19 protein-coding genes and 1 pseudogene are annotated in these 16,535 nt (G+C 38.7%); 11 read left to right on the top strand and 9 right to left on the bottom strand.

Annotated elements, in window-relative coordinates; genetic code table 11:
* Positions 1–8: 8 nt before the first annotated feature.
* Positions 9–1,091 carry a nitronate monooxygenase family protein gene (locus tag AB5Z12_RS07290; protein ID WP_330590252.1) on the top strand — a complete coding sequence of 361 codons (1,083 nt, stop codon included), beginning with the start codon at positions 9–11 and terminating at the stop codon, positions 1,089–1,091.
* A 111-nt stretch (positions 1,092–1,202) separates the two neighbouring features.
* Here AB5Z12_RS07290 and AB5Z12_RS07285 read toward each other — a convergent pair whose 3' ends face one another.
* Entirely contained in the window at positions 1,203–2,477 is a 1,275-nt protein-coding gene (locus AB5Z12_RS07285) for a peptidoglycan-binding protein (protein WP_118578722.1), read from the bottom strand.
* A 158-nt stretch (positions 2,478–2,635) separates the two neighbouring features.
* On the opposite strand from AB5Z12_RS07285, the gene AB5Z12_RS07280 reads away from it, so the two are divergent.
* Entirely contained in the window at positions 2,636–3,778 is a 1,143-nt protein-coding gene (locus AB5Z12_RS07280; protein WP_148463525.1) for a ComEC/Rec2 family competence protein, read from the top strand.
* A 27-nt stretch (positions 3,779–3,805) separates the two neighbouring features.
* Here the strand turns inward: AB5Z12_RS07280 and AB5Z12_RS07275 are convergent.
* A pseudogene (locus tag AB5Z12_RS07275) lies at positions 3,806–3,946 on the bottom strand (DUF6783 domain-containing protein); the annotation flags it as partial.
* On the opposite strand from AB5Z12_RS07275, the gene AB5Z12_RS07270 reads away from it, so the two are divergent.
* From AB5Z12_RS07270 to AB5Z12_RS07255, 4 genes are all read left to right on the top strand, one after another.
* A complete protein-coding gene (locus AB5Z12_RS07270; RefSeq protein WP_306467796.1) occupies positions 3,884–4,030 on the top strand; it encodes a DUF6783 domain-containing protein in 147 nt (48 codons plus the stop codon). The pseudogene AB5Z12_RS07275 and the gene AB5Z12_RS07270 sit on opposite strands and share 63 nt — an antisense overlap.
* A 98-nt stretch (positions 4,031–4,128) precedes the next feature.
* On the top strand, positions 4,129–6,060 hold the full coding sequence (locus AB5Z12_RS07265) for a hypothetical protein (protein WP_148463527.1): 1,932 nt from the start codon (positions 4,129–4,131) through the stop codon (positions 6,058–6,060).
* A gap of 1 nt (position 6,061) precedes the next feature.
* Positions 6,062–6,214 carry a hypothetical protein gene (locus AB5Z12_RS07260; RefSeq protein WP_195588779.1) on the top strand — a complete coding sequence of 51 codons (153 nt, stop codon included), beginning with the start codon at positions 6,062–6,064 and terminating at the stop codon, positions 6,212–6,214.
* A 166-nt stretch (positions 6,215–6,380) separates the two neighbouring features.
* Positions 6,381–7,319 (top strand): nucleoside 2-deoxyribosyltransferase, encoded by a 939-nt coding sequence (locus AB5Z12_RS07255; RefSeq protein ID WP_148463528.1) that lies wholly within the window; start codon positions 6,381–6,383, stop codon positions 7,317–7,319.
* Between the two features lie 889 nt (positions 7,320–8,208).
* Here AB5Z12_RS07255 and AB5Z12_RS07250 read toward each other — a convergent pair.
* Entirely contained in the window at positions 8,209–9,099 is an 891-nt protein-coding gene (locus tag AB5Z12_RS07250) for a hypothetical protein (protein WP_148463529.1), read from the bottom strand.
* A gap of 59 nt (positions 9,100–9,158) precedes the next feature.
* Between AB5Z12_RS07250 and AB5Z12_RS07245 the strand changes: the two genes are divergently transcribed.
* Positions 9,159–10,121 carry a site-specific DNA-methyltransferase gene (locus tag AB5Z12_RS07245; RefSeq protein ID WP_368368592.1) on the top strand — a complete coding sequence of 321 codons (963 nt, stop codon included), beginning with the start codon at positions 9,159–9,161 and terminating at the stop codon, positions 10,119–10,121.
* Between the two features lie 515 nt (positions 10,122–10,636).
* Here AB5Z12_RS07245 and AB5Z12_RS07240 read toward each other — a convergent pair.
* The 5 genes from AB5Z12_RS07240 to AB5Z12_RS07220 all read right to left on the bottom strand — a co-directional run bounded on the left by AB5Z12_RS07240 (position 10,637) and on the right by AB5Z12_RS07220 (position 14,408).
* Complete coding sequence (locus tag AB5Z12_RS07240; RefSeq protein WP_173772626.1) at positions 10,637–11,746, bottom strand: tyrosine recombinase XerC; 1,110 nt, start codon at positions 11,744–11,746, stop codon at positions 10,637–10,639.
* 258 nt (positions 11,747–12,004) lie between these two features.
* Positions 12,005–13,186 (bottom strand): NINE protein, encoded by a 1,182-nt coding sequence (locus AB5Z12_RS07235; RefSeq protein ID WP_243881979.1) that lies wholly within the window; start codon positions 13,184–13,186, stop codon positions 12,005–12,007.
* Between the two features lie 11 nt (positions 13,187–13,197).
* Positions 13,198–13,692: an ImmA/IrrE family metallo-endopeptidase gene (locus AB5Z12_RS07230; protein ID WP_173772630.1), complete on the bottom strand. Its 495-nt coding sequence runs from the start codon at positions 13,690–13,692 to the stop codon at positions 13,198–13,200.
* A gap of 201 nt (positions 13,693–13,893) precedes the next feature.
* Positions 13,894–13,977, bottom strand: a complete 84-nt coding sequence (locus AB5Z12_RS07225; RefSeq protein ID WP_226815750.1) for a putative holin-like toxin — start codon at positions 13,975–13,977, stop codon at positions 13,894–13,896.
* A 107-nt stretch (positions 13,978–14,084) separates the two neighbouring features.
* Entirely contained in the window at positions 14,085–14,408 is a 324-nt protein-coding gene (locus tag AB5Z12_RS07220; RefSeq protein ID WP_173772632.1) for an XRE family transcriptional regulator, read from the bottom strand.
* Positions 14,409–14,599: 191 nt separating this feature from the next.
* Here AB5Z12_RS07220 and AB5Z12_RS07215 point away from each other — a divergent pair, with 191 nt between their 5' ends.
* Positions 14,600–14,815, top strand: coding sequence for a helix-turn-helix transcriptional regulator (locus tag AB5Z12_RS07215; protein ID WP_173772634.1), 216 nt, complete (start codon positions 14,600–14,602; stop codon positions 14,813–14,815).
* A 189-nt stretch (positions 14,816–15,004) separates the two neighbouring features.
* Here the strand turns inward: AB5Z12_RS07215 and AB5Z12_RS07210 are convergent, their stop codons facing one another.
* Complete coding sequence (locus tag AB5Z12_RS07210) at positions 15,005–15,808, bottom strand: DUF4393 domain-containing protein (protein WP_173772636.1); 804 nt, start codon at positions 15,806–15,808, stop codon at positions 15,005–15,007.
* 78 nt (positions 15,809–15,886) lie between these two features.
* Between AB5Z12_RS07210 and AB5Z12_RS07205 the strand changes: the two genes are divergently transcribed.
* Genes AB5Z12_RS07205 through AB5Z12_RS07195 form a run of 3 tightly spaced genes read left to right on the top strand, consistent with a single transcriptional unit; the run spans position 15,887 to position 16,516 of the window.
* Positions 15,887–16,015 (top strand): hypothetical protein, encoded by a 129-nt coding sequence (locus AB5Z12_RS07205; protein WP_270414050.1) that lies wholly within the window; start codon positions 15,887–15,889, stop codon positions 16,013–16,015.
* A gap of 17 nt (positions 16,016–16,032) precedes the next feature.
* Positions 16,033–16,368, top strand: a complete 336-nt coding sequence (locus AB5Z12_RS07200) for a hypothetical protein (protein ID WP_148463810.1) — start codon at positions 16,033–16,035, stop codon at positions 16,366–16,368.
* A complete protein-coding gene (locus AB5Z12_RS07195; protein ID WP_173772639.1) occupies positions 16,358–16,516 on the top strand; it encodes a hypothetical protein in 159 nt (52 codons plus the stop codon). Before AB5Z12_RS07200 ends, AB5Z12_RS07195 begins: the two co-directional genes overlap by 11 nt.
* Positions 16,517–16,535: the final 19 nt, after the last annotated feature.

The raw sequence follows: 16,535 nt of genomic DNA, 5'->3' as shown, positions 1-16,535 counted from the left end.
ATATTGTTTTGGATAGAGAATACAAAAGCAGTTTGAGATGTTTGAAAATTGGAGATAAGGTGGCAGAACTTCCTATTATTCAAGGGGGAATGGGCGTGGGAGTGAGCCGTAGCTCCCTGGCTGGCGCAGTGGCAGCAGAAGGAGGAGTGGGAGTTATTTCCACAGCTCAGATCGGATATGATGAGGCTGGCTTTGAAAAAGACCAGGCGGGGTGCAATCTGAAGGCAATAAGAAAGCATATATGGATGGCAAGGGAGATTGCCAAGGGAAAAGGGCTGGTCGGTGTTAATATTATGGTAGCGCTGAAACATTATAAAGAGCATGTAAAGGAAGCTGTGGAATGTGGTGCAGATGTGATCATCAGTGGCGCAGGACTTCCCATGAATCTGCCAGAGCTGGTACCGGAGTTTTGCAGAACAAAGATTGCGCCTATTGTTTCTTCAAAAAGGGCAGCAAATCTGATTCTGAAAATGTGGGCACATCGATATAACCGGACTGCAGATCTGATCGTAGTGGAAGGACCGGAGGCAGGAGGACACCTGGGATTTTCCAGGGATCAGCTGGCTCACAGGGATGAGATGGATTTTGACCAGGAAATCCGGGATATTATTGCATGTAAAAAGGAATATGAGGAAAAGTTTGGCCGGGAAATTCCAGTGGTAGTTGCTGGCGGAATTTTTGACCGGAAAGATATTGATCATGCTATGGCACTTGGGGCAGATGGTGTGCAGATCGCAAGCCGGTTTGTAGCGACAAAGGAATGCGATGCCGATGAAAGGTATAAACAGGCGTATGTAAATGCAAGGAAAGAGGATGTGCAGATTATCCAGAGCCCTGTAGGAATGCCTGGAAGGGCGCTTTGCAATCCTTTTATGAAACTGGTAGAGAATGGACGGATTCCAGTAAAGAAGTGCTATAACTGCCTGGAAAAATGTAATCCAGGACAGGTTCCGTACTGCATTACCAAGGCATTGATCGATGCGGTGGAGGGAGATGTAGAGAATGGATTGATGTTCTGTGGGGCAAATGTTGGAAGGATTGACAAAATTACTTCAGTGCATGAATTGATGCGGGAATTGGCAGAAGGCTGATGGTTAGCCGGTTCCTATATGGTGATGTTGCTGACAAACGGCATGTCCGTTTAGAGTATAAGGTTTAGATTAGAATTTTATGGCGGGAGAGAAAATCCCGCCATATTATGTTTATTGTAATTCTGCAATCCGGGTGACGCCTACGTAAATTTCCTGAATTTTGTACCAGGTGGTATAATCTACGATTCCGGTTTCCGGAAGACCGAAAATATTCTGGAATTTGCGGACAGAGGCCTGAGTCTGGGCACCATAGATTCCGTCCGGATTTACTTTTGGAAGAGCAGGGTAGGCCTGGCTGATAGCATTTAGCTGTTCCTGAAGCTGGAGTACTTTGCTGCCGGAAGCACCAATATCCAGGTCATATCCTGGCCAGGAGGAAGGAATCCCGGAGACTTCTTCTGCCACATTGATATACATATCGTTTCCGTAGAAATACCGTAGGATTTCAATAGCAGAATATCCCTGGTCTCCAAGCCGCTTGCTTCCCCACTGTGTCATCCATCCTCTGTCCCGGCACTGCACCCGCTCTCCGTCGCAGTACTGGGTAAGAATTGGCTGACGGACGTTAGGACGGGATAGATAATTCTCGAAAAGTTCGTCTACAATGCGGTCGATAGAGTCAAAGATGTTTCGTCCGCGGATCCATTTGTGGTCGTAGGCGGTGGAGGAGGTGATGGTGTAGTCTTTCCCTTTATTGCGGTACCACTCCGTGTATACCCGGTTTAGGGTAAAGGACATAATTGCCAGGATGTTGGCGCGGATAGTGTCGTCAGGCCAGGTGGCATAGATTTCGCTGCTTGCTACATTTTTGATATAGTCGCGGTAGCGGACATAATAATTAGAGGCGGAGTTATCACCTACAGGCCCATCGTGCACTACAATGTATTCCGGAATTACGACCTTGCTTAGAACAATTTCGCCAGTTTCGTGTACTGGTTTAATTTCAGATTCCTGTATTTTTGGTGGATATTCATAGAAAAGTGTATGGGGAGGAATGACAATTCTGTTTTCCGAAACAGTGTCTTGCCTGGGATTCAGAAGGACAGGCTGTTTGGCCAGAACCGCAGGCAAGACTTCTGTGCCTGCGATTTCCTCCTGGTGAAAATCCTCGGCTTTGATCTGCATGGAATATTCTGCATAAGGCTGCGCCTCCTCGGAAGCATTCAGGCTGTATTCCAGAGGAGGCGTTTTTAATTGAAGGACAGGGGTGTTGCCGGAAGAATCCGTGCGGACTTCTTCAATGACACTGTTTGGATCACCTGTATAAGAAATACGGACCAGTGCATTTTCCACAGGGCGGTTGTCTGTTTTTGAATGGACCGTTATCTGTAAGGTACCCTGGTCTACATTTTCCTGCTGTGCACATAAGGCTTTTCTGTAATACATGGACGACCTCATAAAATGCTCTTCCAGGTATTATATGCTAAAAATGCAATTGTGAAAACATAATTCAGGGATGTTTGTGGGGATGAGAATATATTATAATAGTAAAGAGGCAGCAGGACAGCGGTGCCTACGGTGAAAAAAACGAAAGAAGGAATAAAATGAAACACTTAAGAAAACAAATTGCAGGCTATCTTTTAACGCTTATTCTGCTTATGGCAGGAATCGTATTCCCTGGAAGTGGGGAAAAGGTTCTGGCATCTGGCGGCAGCATGACTGTGCATTTCCTGGATGTGGGACAGGGATTATCCATTCTGGTGCAGTCAGAGGGACAGAATCTGCTGTATGATGGTGGTCCAAGAAGCGCGTCCAGCTATGTGGTGTCCTATTTGCAGGAGCAGAATGTGTCAGAAATTGATTATCTGATTTCATCCCATTACGATGAGGATCATGTGAGCGGACTGATTGGCTGTCTGAATGCATTTCAGGTGGACAATGTGATTGGAGCAGATTATATCCATGATTCTTCCCTTTATGGCTCTTTTATGGATGCAGTGGCAGCACATGGGCTTGAAGTACAGCATCCGGCAGTGGGGGCGGAGTATACATTTGGCTCGGGAGAATTTACAATTCTTTCACCAAAGGAAATCAGCAAAGAGAGTAATGCTAATTCGGTGGCAATTAAGCTGACGAATGGAGAAAACAGTTTCGTTTTTACCGGGGATGCAGATTTTAACTGTGAGGCAGATATGGTGAATTCCGGGCTTGATCTGAGCTGCGACGTGTTAAGTGTGGGCCATCATGGATCTGCTACATCCACAAGCTGGGATTTTCTTCAGGCTGCAGTTCCGGAATTTGCAGTGATCAGCTGCGGCGCAGGAAATATGTATGGTCATCCGCATGCGGATACCATGGAAAAACTGTCAGATATGGGAATTCAGGTATATCGCTCTGATGAACAGGGAACCATTGTAGCTTCTTCGGATGGAAGTGCTATTACCTGGAGTGCAGATCCTTGCAATGATTATACTTCAGGTGATGGAGAAACAGCTGGGCAAAGTGAAGGGGAGAAGGGATTTACAGCTGAAGATAATAGCGGAACTGATGCAGCTGCAGCATCAGAAAAGTCAGAACAGATTGCTGCAGCAGATGACAGTCAGGAGGAAATGGTATGGATATCTGCTACAGGAAGTAAATATCACAGTATTCCTGACTGTGGAAATATGAATCCGGATAAGGCATATCAGGAGCCAGTCTCACAGGCTGAGGCTCAAGGATATGAAGCTTGTAAGAAGTGCTTTTGATTATATATATTTAACCGAAATTTTCCATTATATTTCGGAATATCCCTTTTTTATTTGGGAAAATTCTGGTATACTAGAGCGTGTTTGAAAAAGGCTTTCTGCAAGATGTGCGTCACAATTTGTGGGAGATTTTGCCCGGATGAGGGCGCCGTAGCGGGCTACGGCAACCGAATTCGGGCAAAATATACCGCAAAGTGGGGCGTGCAGATTGCAGGAATGATTTTTCAAACAGGCTCTAAAGTGTATGCTTAGTAGAACGTACGGAATATAAAATATAATAACTGTGTAGTTTTCGGACCGTAATCCGTGAGGGCTCCGGCAGTTATAAATAAATTGGTGGTGTAAAATTAGTGAGTGAACAGAAAAGAGTAATTTATACAAAGGAGGAACTGGCTGCGAAGGTAAAGGTTCCGGCTATCGTGGAGCAGGATCTGAAGCGCATTATCAGTGATCGCCTGGAACAATGCGGTCTGTATTACAGATGCTTTTCCAGAATCAAGACAGCTTCTTCTATGGCTCATAAATTTGCTCTGAAAGATTATGGCGCGGAGAATAAGAAACTGCAGGACCTGGTAGGTGTCCGTATTAACCTGTATTTTGATGATGATGTAGAAATCTGCCAAAATATTGTGGAAAATACCTTTGATGTGATTGGCTGGTCCACTTCGGAAAGAAGCGAGGAGGAGTTCAAACCTACGAAATTAAACGGCGTGTGCCGTCTTCCGGAATATTTGAGATCAGAGATTTCAACAGAGACCTGGGATATGTATATTGATGATACCTTCGAGATCCAGATTAAGACCATGTTTTTTGAGGGCTGGCATGAGATCGAGCATGATATGCGTTATAAAGGAGAGGAACTGTGGAAGAATTACAAGGGCTTTTCCAGATACTTTAACAGTATTCTGGCAACTTTGGAGCTTTGTGATAAATCCATGGTTACCTTGTTTGAGGATCTGGGACATTCCCTTTATAAATCAGGCAGATGGAGTGATATGATCAAGAGTCATTTCCGCCTGAAACTGGGAGAGGGACAGCTTTACCCTGAGGTGGCGAAGCTTCTGGATGAGGATTGTGACCAGCAGGTGGAGAATCTGGCCAAGCGTATTTATAAGACCAGCAAGCAGACACTGGTAGACCAGCTGCTTCATCGCAGCCGCAAGGTACCGATCAATGTAAATACGATCATTGCCCTGTTAAACGACAGTCAGTTCCATGACAGTCGTCTGACCGCTATTTTTAAGGAGCGTGATGTTTATAACGATGGGCGTGAAGAGAGCCTGGGAGAGTCCTGGCATTATGAGATGAAGCCTTTGATCCGTCACAATGTATTCCAGATGTGTACAGAGGTGGACGGGAGCAGGATGAGAGAGGAACAGCTGGCTTCTGCTACGGAGATTTTTCAGCAGGCAGCAGACTGTATATATGGCTGGATCGTGGGAAAATACGGCGGATTGTTTAAACAGATGCCACAGAAGACCAGCACCTATCATGCGGATATTCTGGCTTATCATGTGGCTGTGAATTATGATCCGGGCAACCGCCACCTGAATATGCATGTAAGACATATGGATATGGAAGTGGGCGGCCGGATCTGGTATTCCGAGGCAGGGCTTGAGGTATCCCGTCAGGAGAAAGTAATCCTGAAGGTTTGCAACGGATATGCACAGCCGGCCAGAGAGCATACTATCCAGGATCCGGGAGTAACCTTTTTCAGCTATCCGGGCTATTATAAGACAATTGTAGATAATATCGGAATTGTTAATGGAATTGAGTGCTCTAACCGAAGAAGGATCCTGCGGGAGGAGATGTTTGGAAATCTGATCACAGCGCTGAAGGATTCCGAGCGTTTATTCCCGGTCGTGGTGATCGTTTCCAGAGAGACTTCAGATGGAATGATGGATGAAGACTGGCTTGGCCAGTTCCGCGTATCTGATTTTACAAGAACGGTATGGCGTTATTCCCATGTGTTTACTGCCCATGAGTCTACCGGAAAGAAATTCTTGAAGCTTGCAGGGATTGATCTGCGCCAGATTGATGATATTCCCAGACTTTATATTTTCTGGCCAGGAGGAGACGTAGATGATTACGGTCCGGAGGATGTGACGAACTGCAGTTTTGGACGTCACCTGGAAGCGAGAGGCGACGCCCGCACCTACGATATTGTCCGCGGCGGACAGGCATTTTACCATAAGATCGTTACAGATCTGCGTGAGTGGAATATTTCCGCAGATATGTGGGAAGGATTTAAACTGGAGACAGTGACGGAATTGCCGAAATAGAATGATAGAAGTACCACTGGCAGTTGGTGAGAAAATTAAGACGACGATTTTCTTATCAGCTGTTGGTGGTGTTTCTTTTATGACTGAATATAACTTGGCGTTTAAAAGAGAAAATCTGTTAGGTTATAACGTATACTTGTACCTTCAAAAATAAAACTATTTTGTAGTGGTTAATTCGAATTTAAATGTAAAATACAAGAATAAAATGCAAAAATAAAATAAAAGCACAAGAAATAAAATAAAACGCAAGATATTCTTGTGAAAAAGCATTGACGTTTATAGAAAATATGGTATCCTATAATAGAAAGGAGTGTGAAAATATGACGAAAAGTGCAAGAATACAAGAAAAAATCATAGAAATTTTGGCTGATGGAAATTATCATACTGTTCAAGAAATTAAAAGTTTTCTACGGAAAGCAGGAATTTCTGATTATTCAGAGGGGCAGTTCTCTGGCTCATTAAATACTTTGCTTAGAAATCAATCCATTCAAAAAATGGATAGGGGGATTTATAAAATAAAACAAAATTGGGGAGGTAAAGATTTTATGAAAACTTGTTTTGTAGTATCTCCTATTGGAGAAACAGATAGTGAAATAAGGAGTAATGCAGATAAATTATTCAAATATATTATTAGTCCAGTTTGTGAAAGTTGTGGCTTTGAACCTGTACGAGTAGATCAAATTAATGATTCGGATTCAATTACACAAACTATTATTGATAAGCTTTTATCATCGGAGCTTGTCATAGCTGACATTTCGGGGCATAATCCTAATGTTTTTTTTGAAATGGGATATAGAAAATGTACAGACAAGCCGATTATTCACTTAAAAAAGAAAGGCGAAACTATACCATTTGATGTAAACACAGTAAGAACATTCGAGTATGATCTAACCGATTTAGATAATGTAGAAGAAACTAAGAAACGTTTAGAACAAACAATAGGGACCTTTTCTTTTGAGAACAAAACTAATGCATTGGGACAAGATGAAGAAAACAATAAGCAGCTTTTTTTTCAAAGTATTCTTACTATGCTGTATCAAATTCAAGATTCTATTACTGAATTAAAAGAGCAAATAAATAAAAAAGATACAGAAACGATACAAGCAATAATGCAAACAAGCTTAAATAATGCCCAAAAAGAAGAATCTACGGATGTTGTTATGATGAAAACGTTGTTACCCGAGTTGATTAAAAATCCAAAATTATTCCAAAATTTAATGCAATTTGCCGAAATGACTAATAAACCTAAGAAGCAATAAAAAAGAGATAATCATAATTGTTGAGGACGAAATTTGCTGAGGGTCTTTTGTGAGATAAATTGTACTCTATAAACTGAATAAAATTTAAAGATAAATTTGTATTTCTGTACAGACTTTAGGAACGGATTACCAAAATTATACGTATCCTAAAAACTATGTAGAAATTATAGCTATTTCACTGTAAAATGTTTATACTGCTATTATGCATGAAAACGTAGAAATGCCTTTTAACTCCTCAAGATTATGCAGAAGACTATTATATACGAGCTTTAGACATTATTTTCTCATACATTTATTCGAGGAAGATACACTAATGTTTATAGTAAAGTTCCAGAAAATACAGTTCCTGTTTGCGATTTGAACGCTTGAATGGATTATATCCAAACGAAGAAAGGATAGCTATAGCTACGTATCATTTGCTAAAGTTACGCAGAGCATGTTGTTTCATGCTTAAAATTGCTGGGTAGAGATTTTTAATGATTTTGAGGTGACGTGCATGACTAATCTCATACCTAATCGTTCTAAAATGGTTTCTGGGATATGTCGGATTAAATGATTGCTGGATGTATTTATCATTTTCATGACGATTGTAGTGAAAAGTGACAGCGTCTGCTTGTTTATCATCCTTGCGAATTCTGAATGTGGCAATGACTGTCTGTCAAAGATAACATCTGATGAATTTTTCGGCTACTTCAGAGTTACACTTGTTGTGCGTTGCATAATCCTTTTTTTTGTGGTTGATATAGTATTGGGACATCGCCTTTTTGAAGATATCTGTGAGACTAGATTGTAACAGTATGAAAAAGTTACGGAGATATTTATCAATGGTAAGAATAAAATGGAATTTTGCAAGTAAGGAGGGAGCCATAGATATGACTCCCAGGAGTTTTTATTTGACAATTATGTAGTCTATGCGATTGATGGTTTGGATACGGTTAGAATCTTTTAACAGCTTTATTGATTTATTTAACTGAGTACTAGAAATATTTGGATATAATTTTTCTAAGTAGAATAGAATATTTGTTTTTGCTAAAGGTTCGTTTTCGGAAAGGATGTTAATTATGTCCTCAGAAATAAGTGCTGTGTAATGATTGGCTTCTTCGGTGGCAATAAGTTTATCAAGTTTGTCTTGAGTATATTTATCGAGGAACATGTTATCGATTAATGCGATGAATTCATCTGTAGTACGTTCGGTCTGAGTGACTTTCATACTGTTTGAGATTTGAAATTGGTCCCCCATGGCAGTATTGAATTTTAATTCATTTTTAGAAACATATTTTAAATCAAAAATGTTGCAATCTACTAAGTGAAAACCGTAGCATTTATTATTATTAATAATACTTTGATGTTCTATTGATAGAATAAAAAAGAATGCATCAGGATTATTTATGTAAAAAGGACGTATTTTACGGAATGAAGTGAGGTTAGATCCTTTTCCTGCATTATTTCCTTTTGCAAGTGAAGCAGATTTAACATCAATTAATATATCGTATGTTATTCCATCTAATTCAAGTGATATGTAAATGTCTTCAAGACTGCTACTTTCTTTACTTGCAACAGATTTAATATTTGTATATATACTCGAAGCACGATTGAATATTTCATAAGTCCACTCATCAATAAAAGGACCTGCGATTTTATGGATATCTTTTTCGGGAACATTACAGTCTAAATTTGTGTTAATTTTAACTAAATTTGTCATAGGTGAAGATAATGCGGATTTTATAATATCAATGAGAAATTTTTGTAATCGTTGGGATGTTTCGAAGTGATGATTCATTTTGTATCCTCCTTTTTGGTTATTTCAAAGTATTATATCATAATATGTTGAAGAAAGGAATGATTTATATGGATATAAATTTGGAAGCAATTTGTGGAGATGCTATCATAGAGTTAAAAAAAATAGAGTCTAATTCTGTGGATTTGATTGTAACAGATCCACCCTATAATTTGAATAAACACTATGGCAATAATTATGATAAATTTGAATTTGATGAGTATTTAAATTTTTCTAGAGAATGGATAAAGGAGGCTGTAAGAGTATTAAAACCCGATGGTACAATGTATGTGTTTATGGGAATGAAATATATATCATATATTTATAATGTTTTGGAAAAGGAAATGGAAATGTACTTTAATTCCTGGATTACTTGGTATTATACTCAAGGAATAGGAAAAACTAAAGGCTATTCTCCTAGACACGATGATATACTTATGTTTACAAAAGATAAGAAAAGGTTCAAATTTAATTTAGATGAGATTAGGGTGCCTCAGAAGTATTATAGATCTGTTAATAATATGAGAGGAGCGAATCCTGGAAATGTATGGGAATTTTCACATATGCATTATTGCAATAAGAATAGAATGAAACATCCGACTCAGAAACCGGAAGGATTATATGAAAGAATGATATTAGCGTCATCTGATGAGGGCGATGTGGTGTTAGATCCTTTTCTTGGTAGTGGTACATTGTTACGTGTGTGCCAGAACACTAATAGAAATGGTATTGGTATTGATATAAATCCAGAATATATTCGGATGTCAAAGGAACGATTAGAAGAAAAATTTTTGGGATTTGACAGTATTGATGAGAGAATGAAAAGAGTACCAAACGATTTGAATAATGCTGAAATCAGAGAAAATTATATAAAAAATCATATTAGCTGGTTTTTGAAAAACCATCAAGATGCAATTGATGATTTTATGAAAGAGGTAAAAGAGAAGTATTATGATAAGATGAAAGAGACAAACCAATTATATTTATTTAAAACGTATACATCATATAAGTGCAGAAAGAAATAGAATGATTATGATATTTTGTTAATGGCTATAGTGTGGAAAATAGTGTGACAATACGATCCGTGCAACAGGTAGAAAATAGATAAAATGTTTCAAATTCTGTCGAATATTAACAAAAATAACATATAAAACTTTAAAAAGAAGTGATTGAGCCACTTGAATATTTTGGATAATCAAAGTTCTTGAGGGTTTGCCAAACTTGTTGAGGGTCTTTTGTGAGGGTTTCGCTATAAAAACCGGAAGTTTGCCCCTCACGAAGAGAGCCCCTCAACAAGTTTGATTACCCAATATTTTAGGAAAAGACACCCTTTGTATACCTCCTGAACATTCGGAGTCCAAAAAAGCCCGCAAAACAGGCGCTTTGCAGGCTTTTGACACTTCTTGATAAAATAAAAAAATGCGGAAGATGGGACTTGAATTAATTCCATCTTGACAGCGGAAAAATATTGATTTTATGCGGTGTTTTCAATGTGGCACTAAATACCTGTTTCAATAAAAGGGGCAGAAAAGGGGCAACTTTAAAAAATAGATACTTTTGCAATCTGTTCGTTGTCTTTCTCCGTGAGCTTTTTTGTGACATGTAAGTATATTTCTTTGGTAACCTTGCTGTTTTCGTGTCCGAGTCTCCTAGAGATGGTATCAATGCTGATACCTTGCTCCAAGAGAAGAGAGGCATGGGTATGACGCAGGGCATGTGGGGTGATAGCACGCCCTAAGACACGCTTGGAGTTTTCCCTTAAATATTTATTGTAGGAATAATAGTGTATATAAGTTCCATTCCTGGAAAAGAGAAACAGGGCTGGCTTTCCAATATTAAACATTAAGCGTCGGCGGAGCATCAGCGCATTTAATTGTTTGCATACATTTTCCAGTTCCTCCTGCATATACACATCCCTGATCGAACAAAAGCTCTTTGGAGATGTGACGATCTGGTTTATATAATCATAGTTTTTTGTTACATGGATCACCTTGTTTTTAAAATCCACATCTATACGGTCCAAGGCAATCAGCTCACCAACTCTCAGACCAGACAGCGCCATGAATTCAGTACACAGTCTCCAAAGAGTGTGATCCATTCCATCCAATAAGGCTTTGAGCTGATCTGATTCCAGGTACTTATCCTGTATTTTTTGTTTATGAGGAAGATCCTTGAAAGGTTCTATTTTCTCCAGAAAAGTAATGTCACTGATCATATCGTTACTATATCCCCAGCGGATCAGAGCGCGGAAACGAGTAAGGTGTTCATTTAAAGTGCTGTTTTCCTTTCCAGAATCACGAAACCTGCTGCGGACATACTTGGCAGTCATGTGCTCCACAATTGTACTTTCACCAAGCATTTTCATAATGGCATTGCAGGCAAAATAATTTCGGGAGTATGTAGATTGTTTAACGGTCTTTTTCTGATCTTTTCTATATTCCTCAACCAATTCTTTTAAGGTGCACTGATGATCTGGACAGGCTCCCATAGCCTGCTGGATTTTTAATTCCAAAGTCTTCTGTGCTGTTTTTCTGGACTGAGGGGTATTCTTGTCCATTGTGACAGATACACGTTTTGTTTTTCCAGTCAAATAGTCCTCATACCGCTCGCAGAATTTGAATTTGCCATTTTTCGATTCTTCAACCCACATGATATCATCCTCCTTATACGGACCATTCCGGCAGAATCACCGAGATGGTTTCTTTTTTGGTTGAGCCGGCGCAAGTGCCGGGAAAAATAAGTACAAAAATAACAGCCTGCGCGAACAAAGGTTCCGCTTGCATGGCTGCACCGAAGATGATACAATATCTTTGCTGAAAGTAGCGTACATCTTCGGATGTGCTCGCCGGTTCCTGTTGGCGCAGGAGCCGGTTTTTCTTTTATTTAGTTATTTTTAGGACTTTATTATTTACTGGCGAAGCGGTGCACCTGTATTATCGCGGAAATTTCCGAGTGCTATTTTAAAGATATCAACAATCCATCCGATGCCGAACAGTCCAAAAGTACAGGTATATAAAATACCCTTTCCAATCTTTCCGACATAATACTGATGTGCCCCAAACATCCCTAAAAAGACACATAATAGAAGAGCCGTCTTCTTTCTTTTATCACTTGTAATCGTAACATAGTTTGCCATGGAATATTCCTCCTTGTTTTGATTGGCATAAATTGCCTTTTCCTCGGTTGTTGGATTAGAAAAAGCATATTTTTGTAGTAATATTTTGCATTCTTCATTAGAAAAAGCTTTTTCAGCGGTTACTAAATCGCTAATAAGAGCTGAAAAATTTTCTTCCGAACAATATTGTTTATTGAACAGACATTGCGAATAGATAATACTTGGCAGAACTTCCGAATAGTGTTTGCGTAGGTAAAATAAGCGATTAGCAATCCATGCAATAAGAGTCGGTTGGTTTAATCGGGAATATCCATTTATGTCAAAACAAATAGTCATGCAAAAATAGCTGAATGCTTTGACATACATTTTATCGTCTTCTAAAAGTAGTGCCATATTTAAATAAGTTTCTCTTAAATCAGTATATTTAGATTGGAAAGAATACTCTAATATACGATCGTTAAAAATATTCCATATTACATCATTATCAGAATAACAGGGCGGAAAAAGTTGTCTGTGTTTATTATAAATGGACATAGGAATATTATATTTATTCAATTTGGATTTAAGCCGTTCTTCTGGCGCGAGTGTAGGACGATTTTCGCGCGAATCCCAGAAGCTATAAAGCAGTTCTTTTCCTTTATCTGTTAAAATGTAGTGTTTTTTTCCAAAAAAAGAAGAATCGAAGTTGTTAATACGGTTGATTAATTCTTGCTTATTTCCAGAGACTTTAAGGTGATGTTCATGCAAATAAGTTTTATAAACAGCTATTGTTAATAGTTTTTGATCTTCAGTGCTAGTGGATAAGCGTATTAGCCCCTCTGATATACAAAAATCGCAAAACGAGGGTCTATGAATTGTGAGATTTAGTTCTCCCTGAAAATCTTCATCTATTTTAGCATTTTTTAATCGGTTTAATGCTCGGTATTCAATATCACTAAAAGAATTTAAGCTAAAATTCGATTTTACTGTGTTCATTTAATATCCTTTTATAAACCAATAAAATGGTTTGGTTCAGCAACTGTTTTCATTACCGTAAATGTAGGCTCAAAGAAAATTATGTAATTGTCTAAAGTAGCATAAACCCCATGTATGGAATGATAACAATCCAGTGCTTCTTTTAAATATTCTTCTGTAGCATCCAGATATTCTGCCATTTCATATAAAGTACGGCATCCGGCTTCATAGGCATGCACAATCCCAATTAATCCAATTTTAAGGTTGTAACCAAAGAGACGGGCTCTGTATTCCTGTTTTCGGTTGCTGACCTCAGACTGATCAATAATGTCACCAACAGTAGTGTAGTGGTGGCCAAGCTCTTCGGCCAGTACACATGATTTTTCAGCCTGGGTTGAAATGGATTTATTGATTGCTACAGTGCTGTTACAATATAAGCCTTTTATGTTTGGACTATTAAATTCATAGTCCATTACGTCTATACCGTCCGCGCAGGCCTGGTCTTGTAATTCCTCATATGTGCTCATTGTAAACACCTCCCGCTCTAGTATATCTCAATACGTGTACAAAAATCTGTACAGCTGCTTCCCAAAAAGAAAATTGACAAATATTTTGGAGTGACATATAATATATTTAACAAGGGAGCTGGAAGGTGACTGCACTTCACCCAATCCAGCGAATATAGTTAGCTAAAAAATAGCCGTTGATCTCGCCAAAGATTAGGACGGCTATTTTTTATGTGCATATGTAAGTATGGCTACGATTAAATTAGCAAAAGTCAACATAATCATAAATGTCTCGTAATCGCTCATAAACTTCACCTCCTCCGTAAGGTGTCCGGATTAGGCAAAGAGCACGTCCCCCAGTTCCCTGGGCAAATATATTATATTGTCAATGTACATTCTGGCAGATCTGCCAATTATTTCCTTTTGTTTTTTACAAATTCTGCAAACTGGCGAATTTCATTCAATTCGTCTTCGGTGTATTCTTCGCCATCAAAATGAGCTGCAAGAGTGGTAGGTTCTTCAGACGTAAATAATAATTCTCCATCGACAAGCTTTTCCGCGTCAAGTCCTAATTCGCGTGTTATTTTAAGGACATTTGTGATGTTAGAATTTGCGATTCCTCTTTTTAAGATACTGTCTAAAGTAGTCCAAGGCATATTTATTTTCTCTGAGAATTTTTTTAAGCTTCCATATCTGGATATTATTAATTCTTTTATCTTAGATTCTAATTCTTGCATATATAATGCCTACCTTTCTTTGTATCTTTAACGCTATATTAACACTAAAATCTCGAAAAATCAATATAAATATATATAAATCAAAAATAAAATCTCAAAAATTCGAGAAAAACATATTGACAATCACGAAAAATCGTATATACTGTAAATGTAATCACGAAAAATCGTAACAAAGAGACGGAGGTGAGGAAATGTTTCCTAACTTGGAAGCTGAAATGGCAAGATCCAAGATAACCCAATTGCAGATGGCCGAAATGTTACAGGTAACACCAACGACACTTTCTTTTAAGCTAAACGGAAAGAGTTCTCTTTCATTAAAAGAATGCGTGCTCATAAAACAATTAATGTTTCCAGACAAGACACTTGACTATCTGTTTGCAACAGACGAGCAGAAGGAGGTGAGCTGAAAATAAAAAAGATAAAAGACTACAAGCAAATACAGGAAAGGAGATGAAGCAAGATGGAAATTATTGGAGCAAGTATTTTAGTGTCAGTGATCACTACTAAAATATTAGCCACCTACTATTTCAAAAAGGTAGATGGCTATGTTAAAGACATGTGCGAAATGACAACTAAGAATAATGAGAACACATTATCTATTTTACGCAAACTTCAAAGAAATTCTTGCCTAGAGGAGTGAATTGCCCTAGATATTTATGAAGATCAGCTCTCTTAGATGCGTAAAATTGTCGTGCTTTACGCGAAAATTCTAGGTAATAGTCAGTTTGCTCATAAGGCGCATAAACACTAGAGTCTGTAATTGTAGACTGAGTTTCAATTGTAACTATCCCCAGTCTGCTTAAGGAAGAAATTGAACTGCTTGCTTGTTGTATATTTACTCCAGAAAGATTGGGAATATAGACATTTGAAAGATTAATTTCAAACGTCTCTCTAAATTTATTCGCAGTAGAGCTACTCAGAACATAGTCAACAAGTGGAAAACTGTAACGTGGATTCATGCTTTTTAAAATACGTGCATCTAAAGGGCTCATTTGTTTAATTATTTCGGCGAATGAAGGGTGAACTTTTTCAACATAAGCACAGTTTACGGACTTACTGATTAAATTGACGAACATTTTGCGAAGTTCTTCTGATTCGATACAGTATTTAGAATTTTCAAGTGCTTGAGCAGTTGTTTGAATATCCGGCTCAATAAGGTTTTCGGGAGGGACATTAGCAATTGCCTGAGACAATTCGTAATTGTATATCTCCAAATCATGGGCATATTTCATGCGGCGTTTATTAGCTTGGTGAGAAATTCCTCCAAAAACTAAAAACCATGCATCAGATAGAGTTTGACCAATTGATTTTGTTGGGGCATCGGAGAGATTTTTTAAAGCATTATCAACTGAATCTGGAAGTTCAGGAATATCAAAAGGAAAAGAATTTTTTTCTGACATTATTAGTACCTTCTTTCTTATGTATTTGGCATGACAGTACCGATATTTACAGAATAGGAGTGTAAGGAAGAAAAGTCAATGAAATTTGGAGAAGTAACAGAAAAGGAGATGAGGAAGATAGAGAATACAGCATTACTGATAAATTTATTTGCAACGCTGTTGAATTCGATAGCAATAATTTGCCTTGCACTTAGCATGAGAAGATAACGGGAGGTAAATAAAAGATGGTTTACACAGAATCCATACGGGGATATCCGTACATGAGAAAAGAGCAGCTTACAAAAGAGTTCCAGATTAGTGCCGGAACTGTGCGGACAAGATTGTTTGAAATTGAAGATGAAATCAAAACAGGGCGTTATAACGATTATGCCATTATCCGGGATGGAAACATTGTCCTGATCAACGTTCTGGTGTTCATTGATTATCTTACTTATCGGCGCCAGCTTCTGGATCGCAATGCCAGAAAGTATGCTCCGGCATTTCATCCGGAAAAGCTGGTACAAATGATTGGCTGGAGCAACCGGGCTGTTGTGGAAGGAGAGACTGGGAATGAAGCGTAACATAATCATATCTGTCATCATAGGCACCCTTGCTACATACCTGCCGTTCTGGCAGTGGGACGGACTGCAGGTTGCAGGAGCACTGGCATTATCAATGCTTGCGTGGATGCTGATACAGGGCACAGAGCCAGAAGGGAAGAGAACATGAGCGTTGGTGAATTAGTTGC

The organism is Ruminococcus sp. RTP21358st1_G6_RTP21358_211008, assembly GCF_040908885.1.
Lineage (GTDB): Bacteria > Bacillota > Clostridia > Lachnospirales > Lachnospiraceae > Blautia_A > Blautia_A faecis.
The sequence above is the reverse complement of the archived record's forward strand: the minus strand, read 5'-3'. Positions and strand labels throughout refer to the sequence as shown.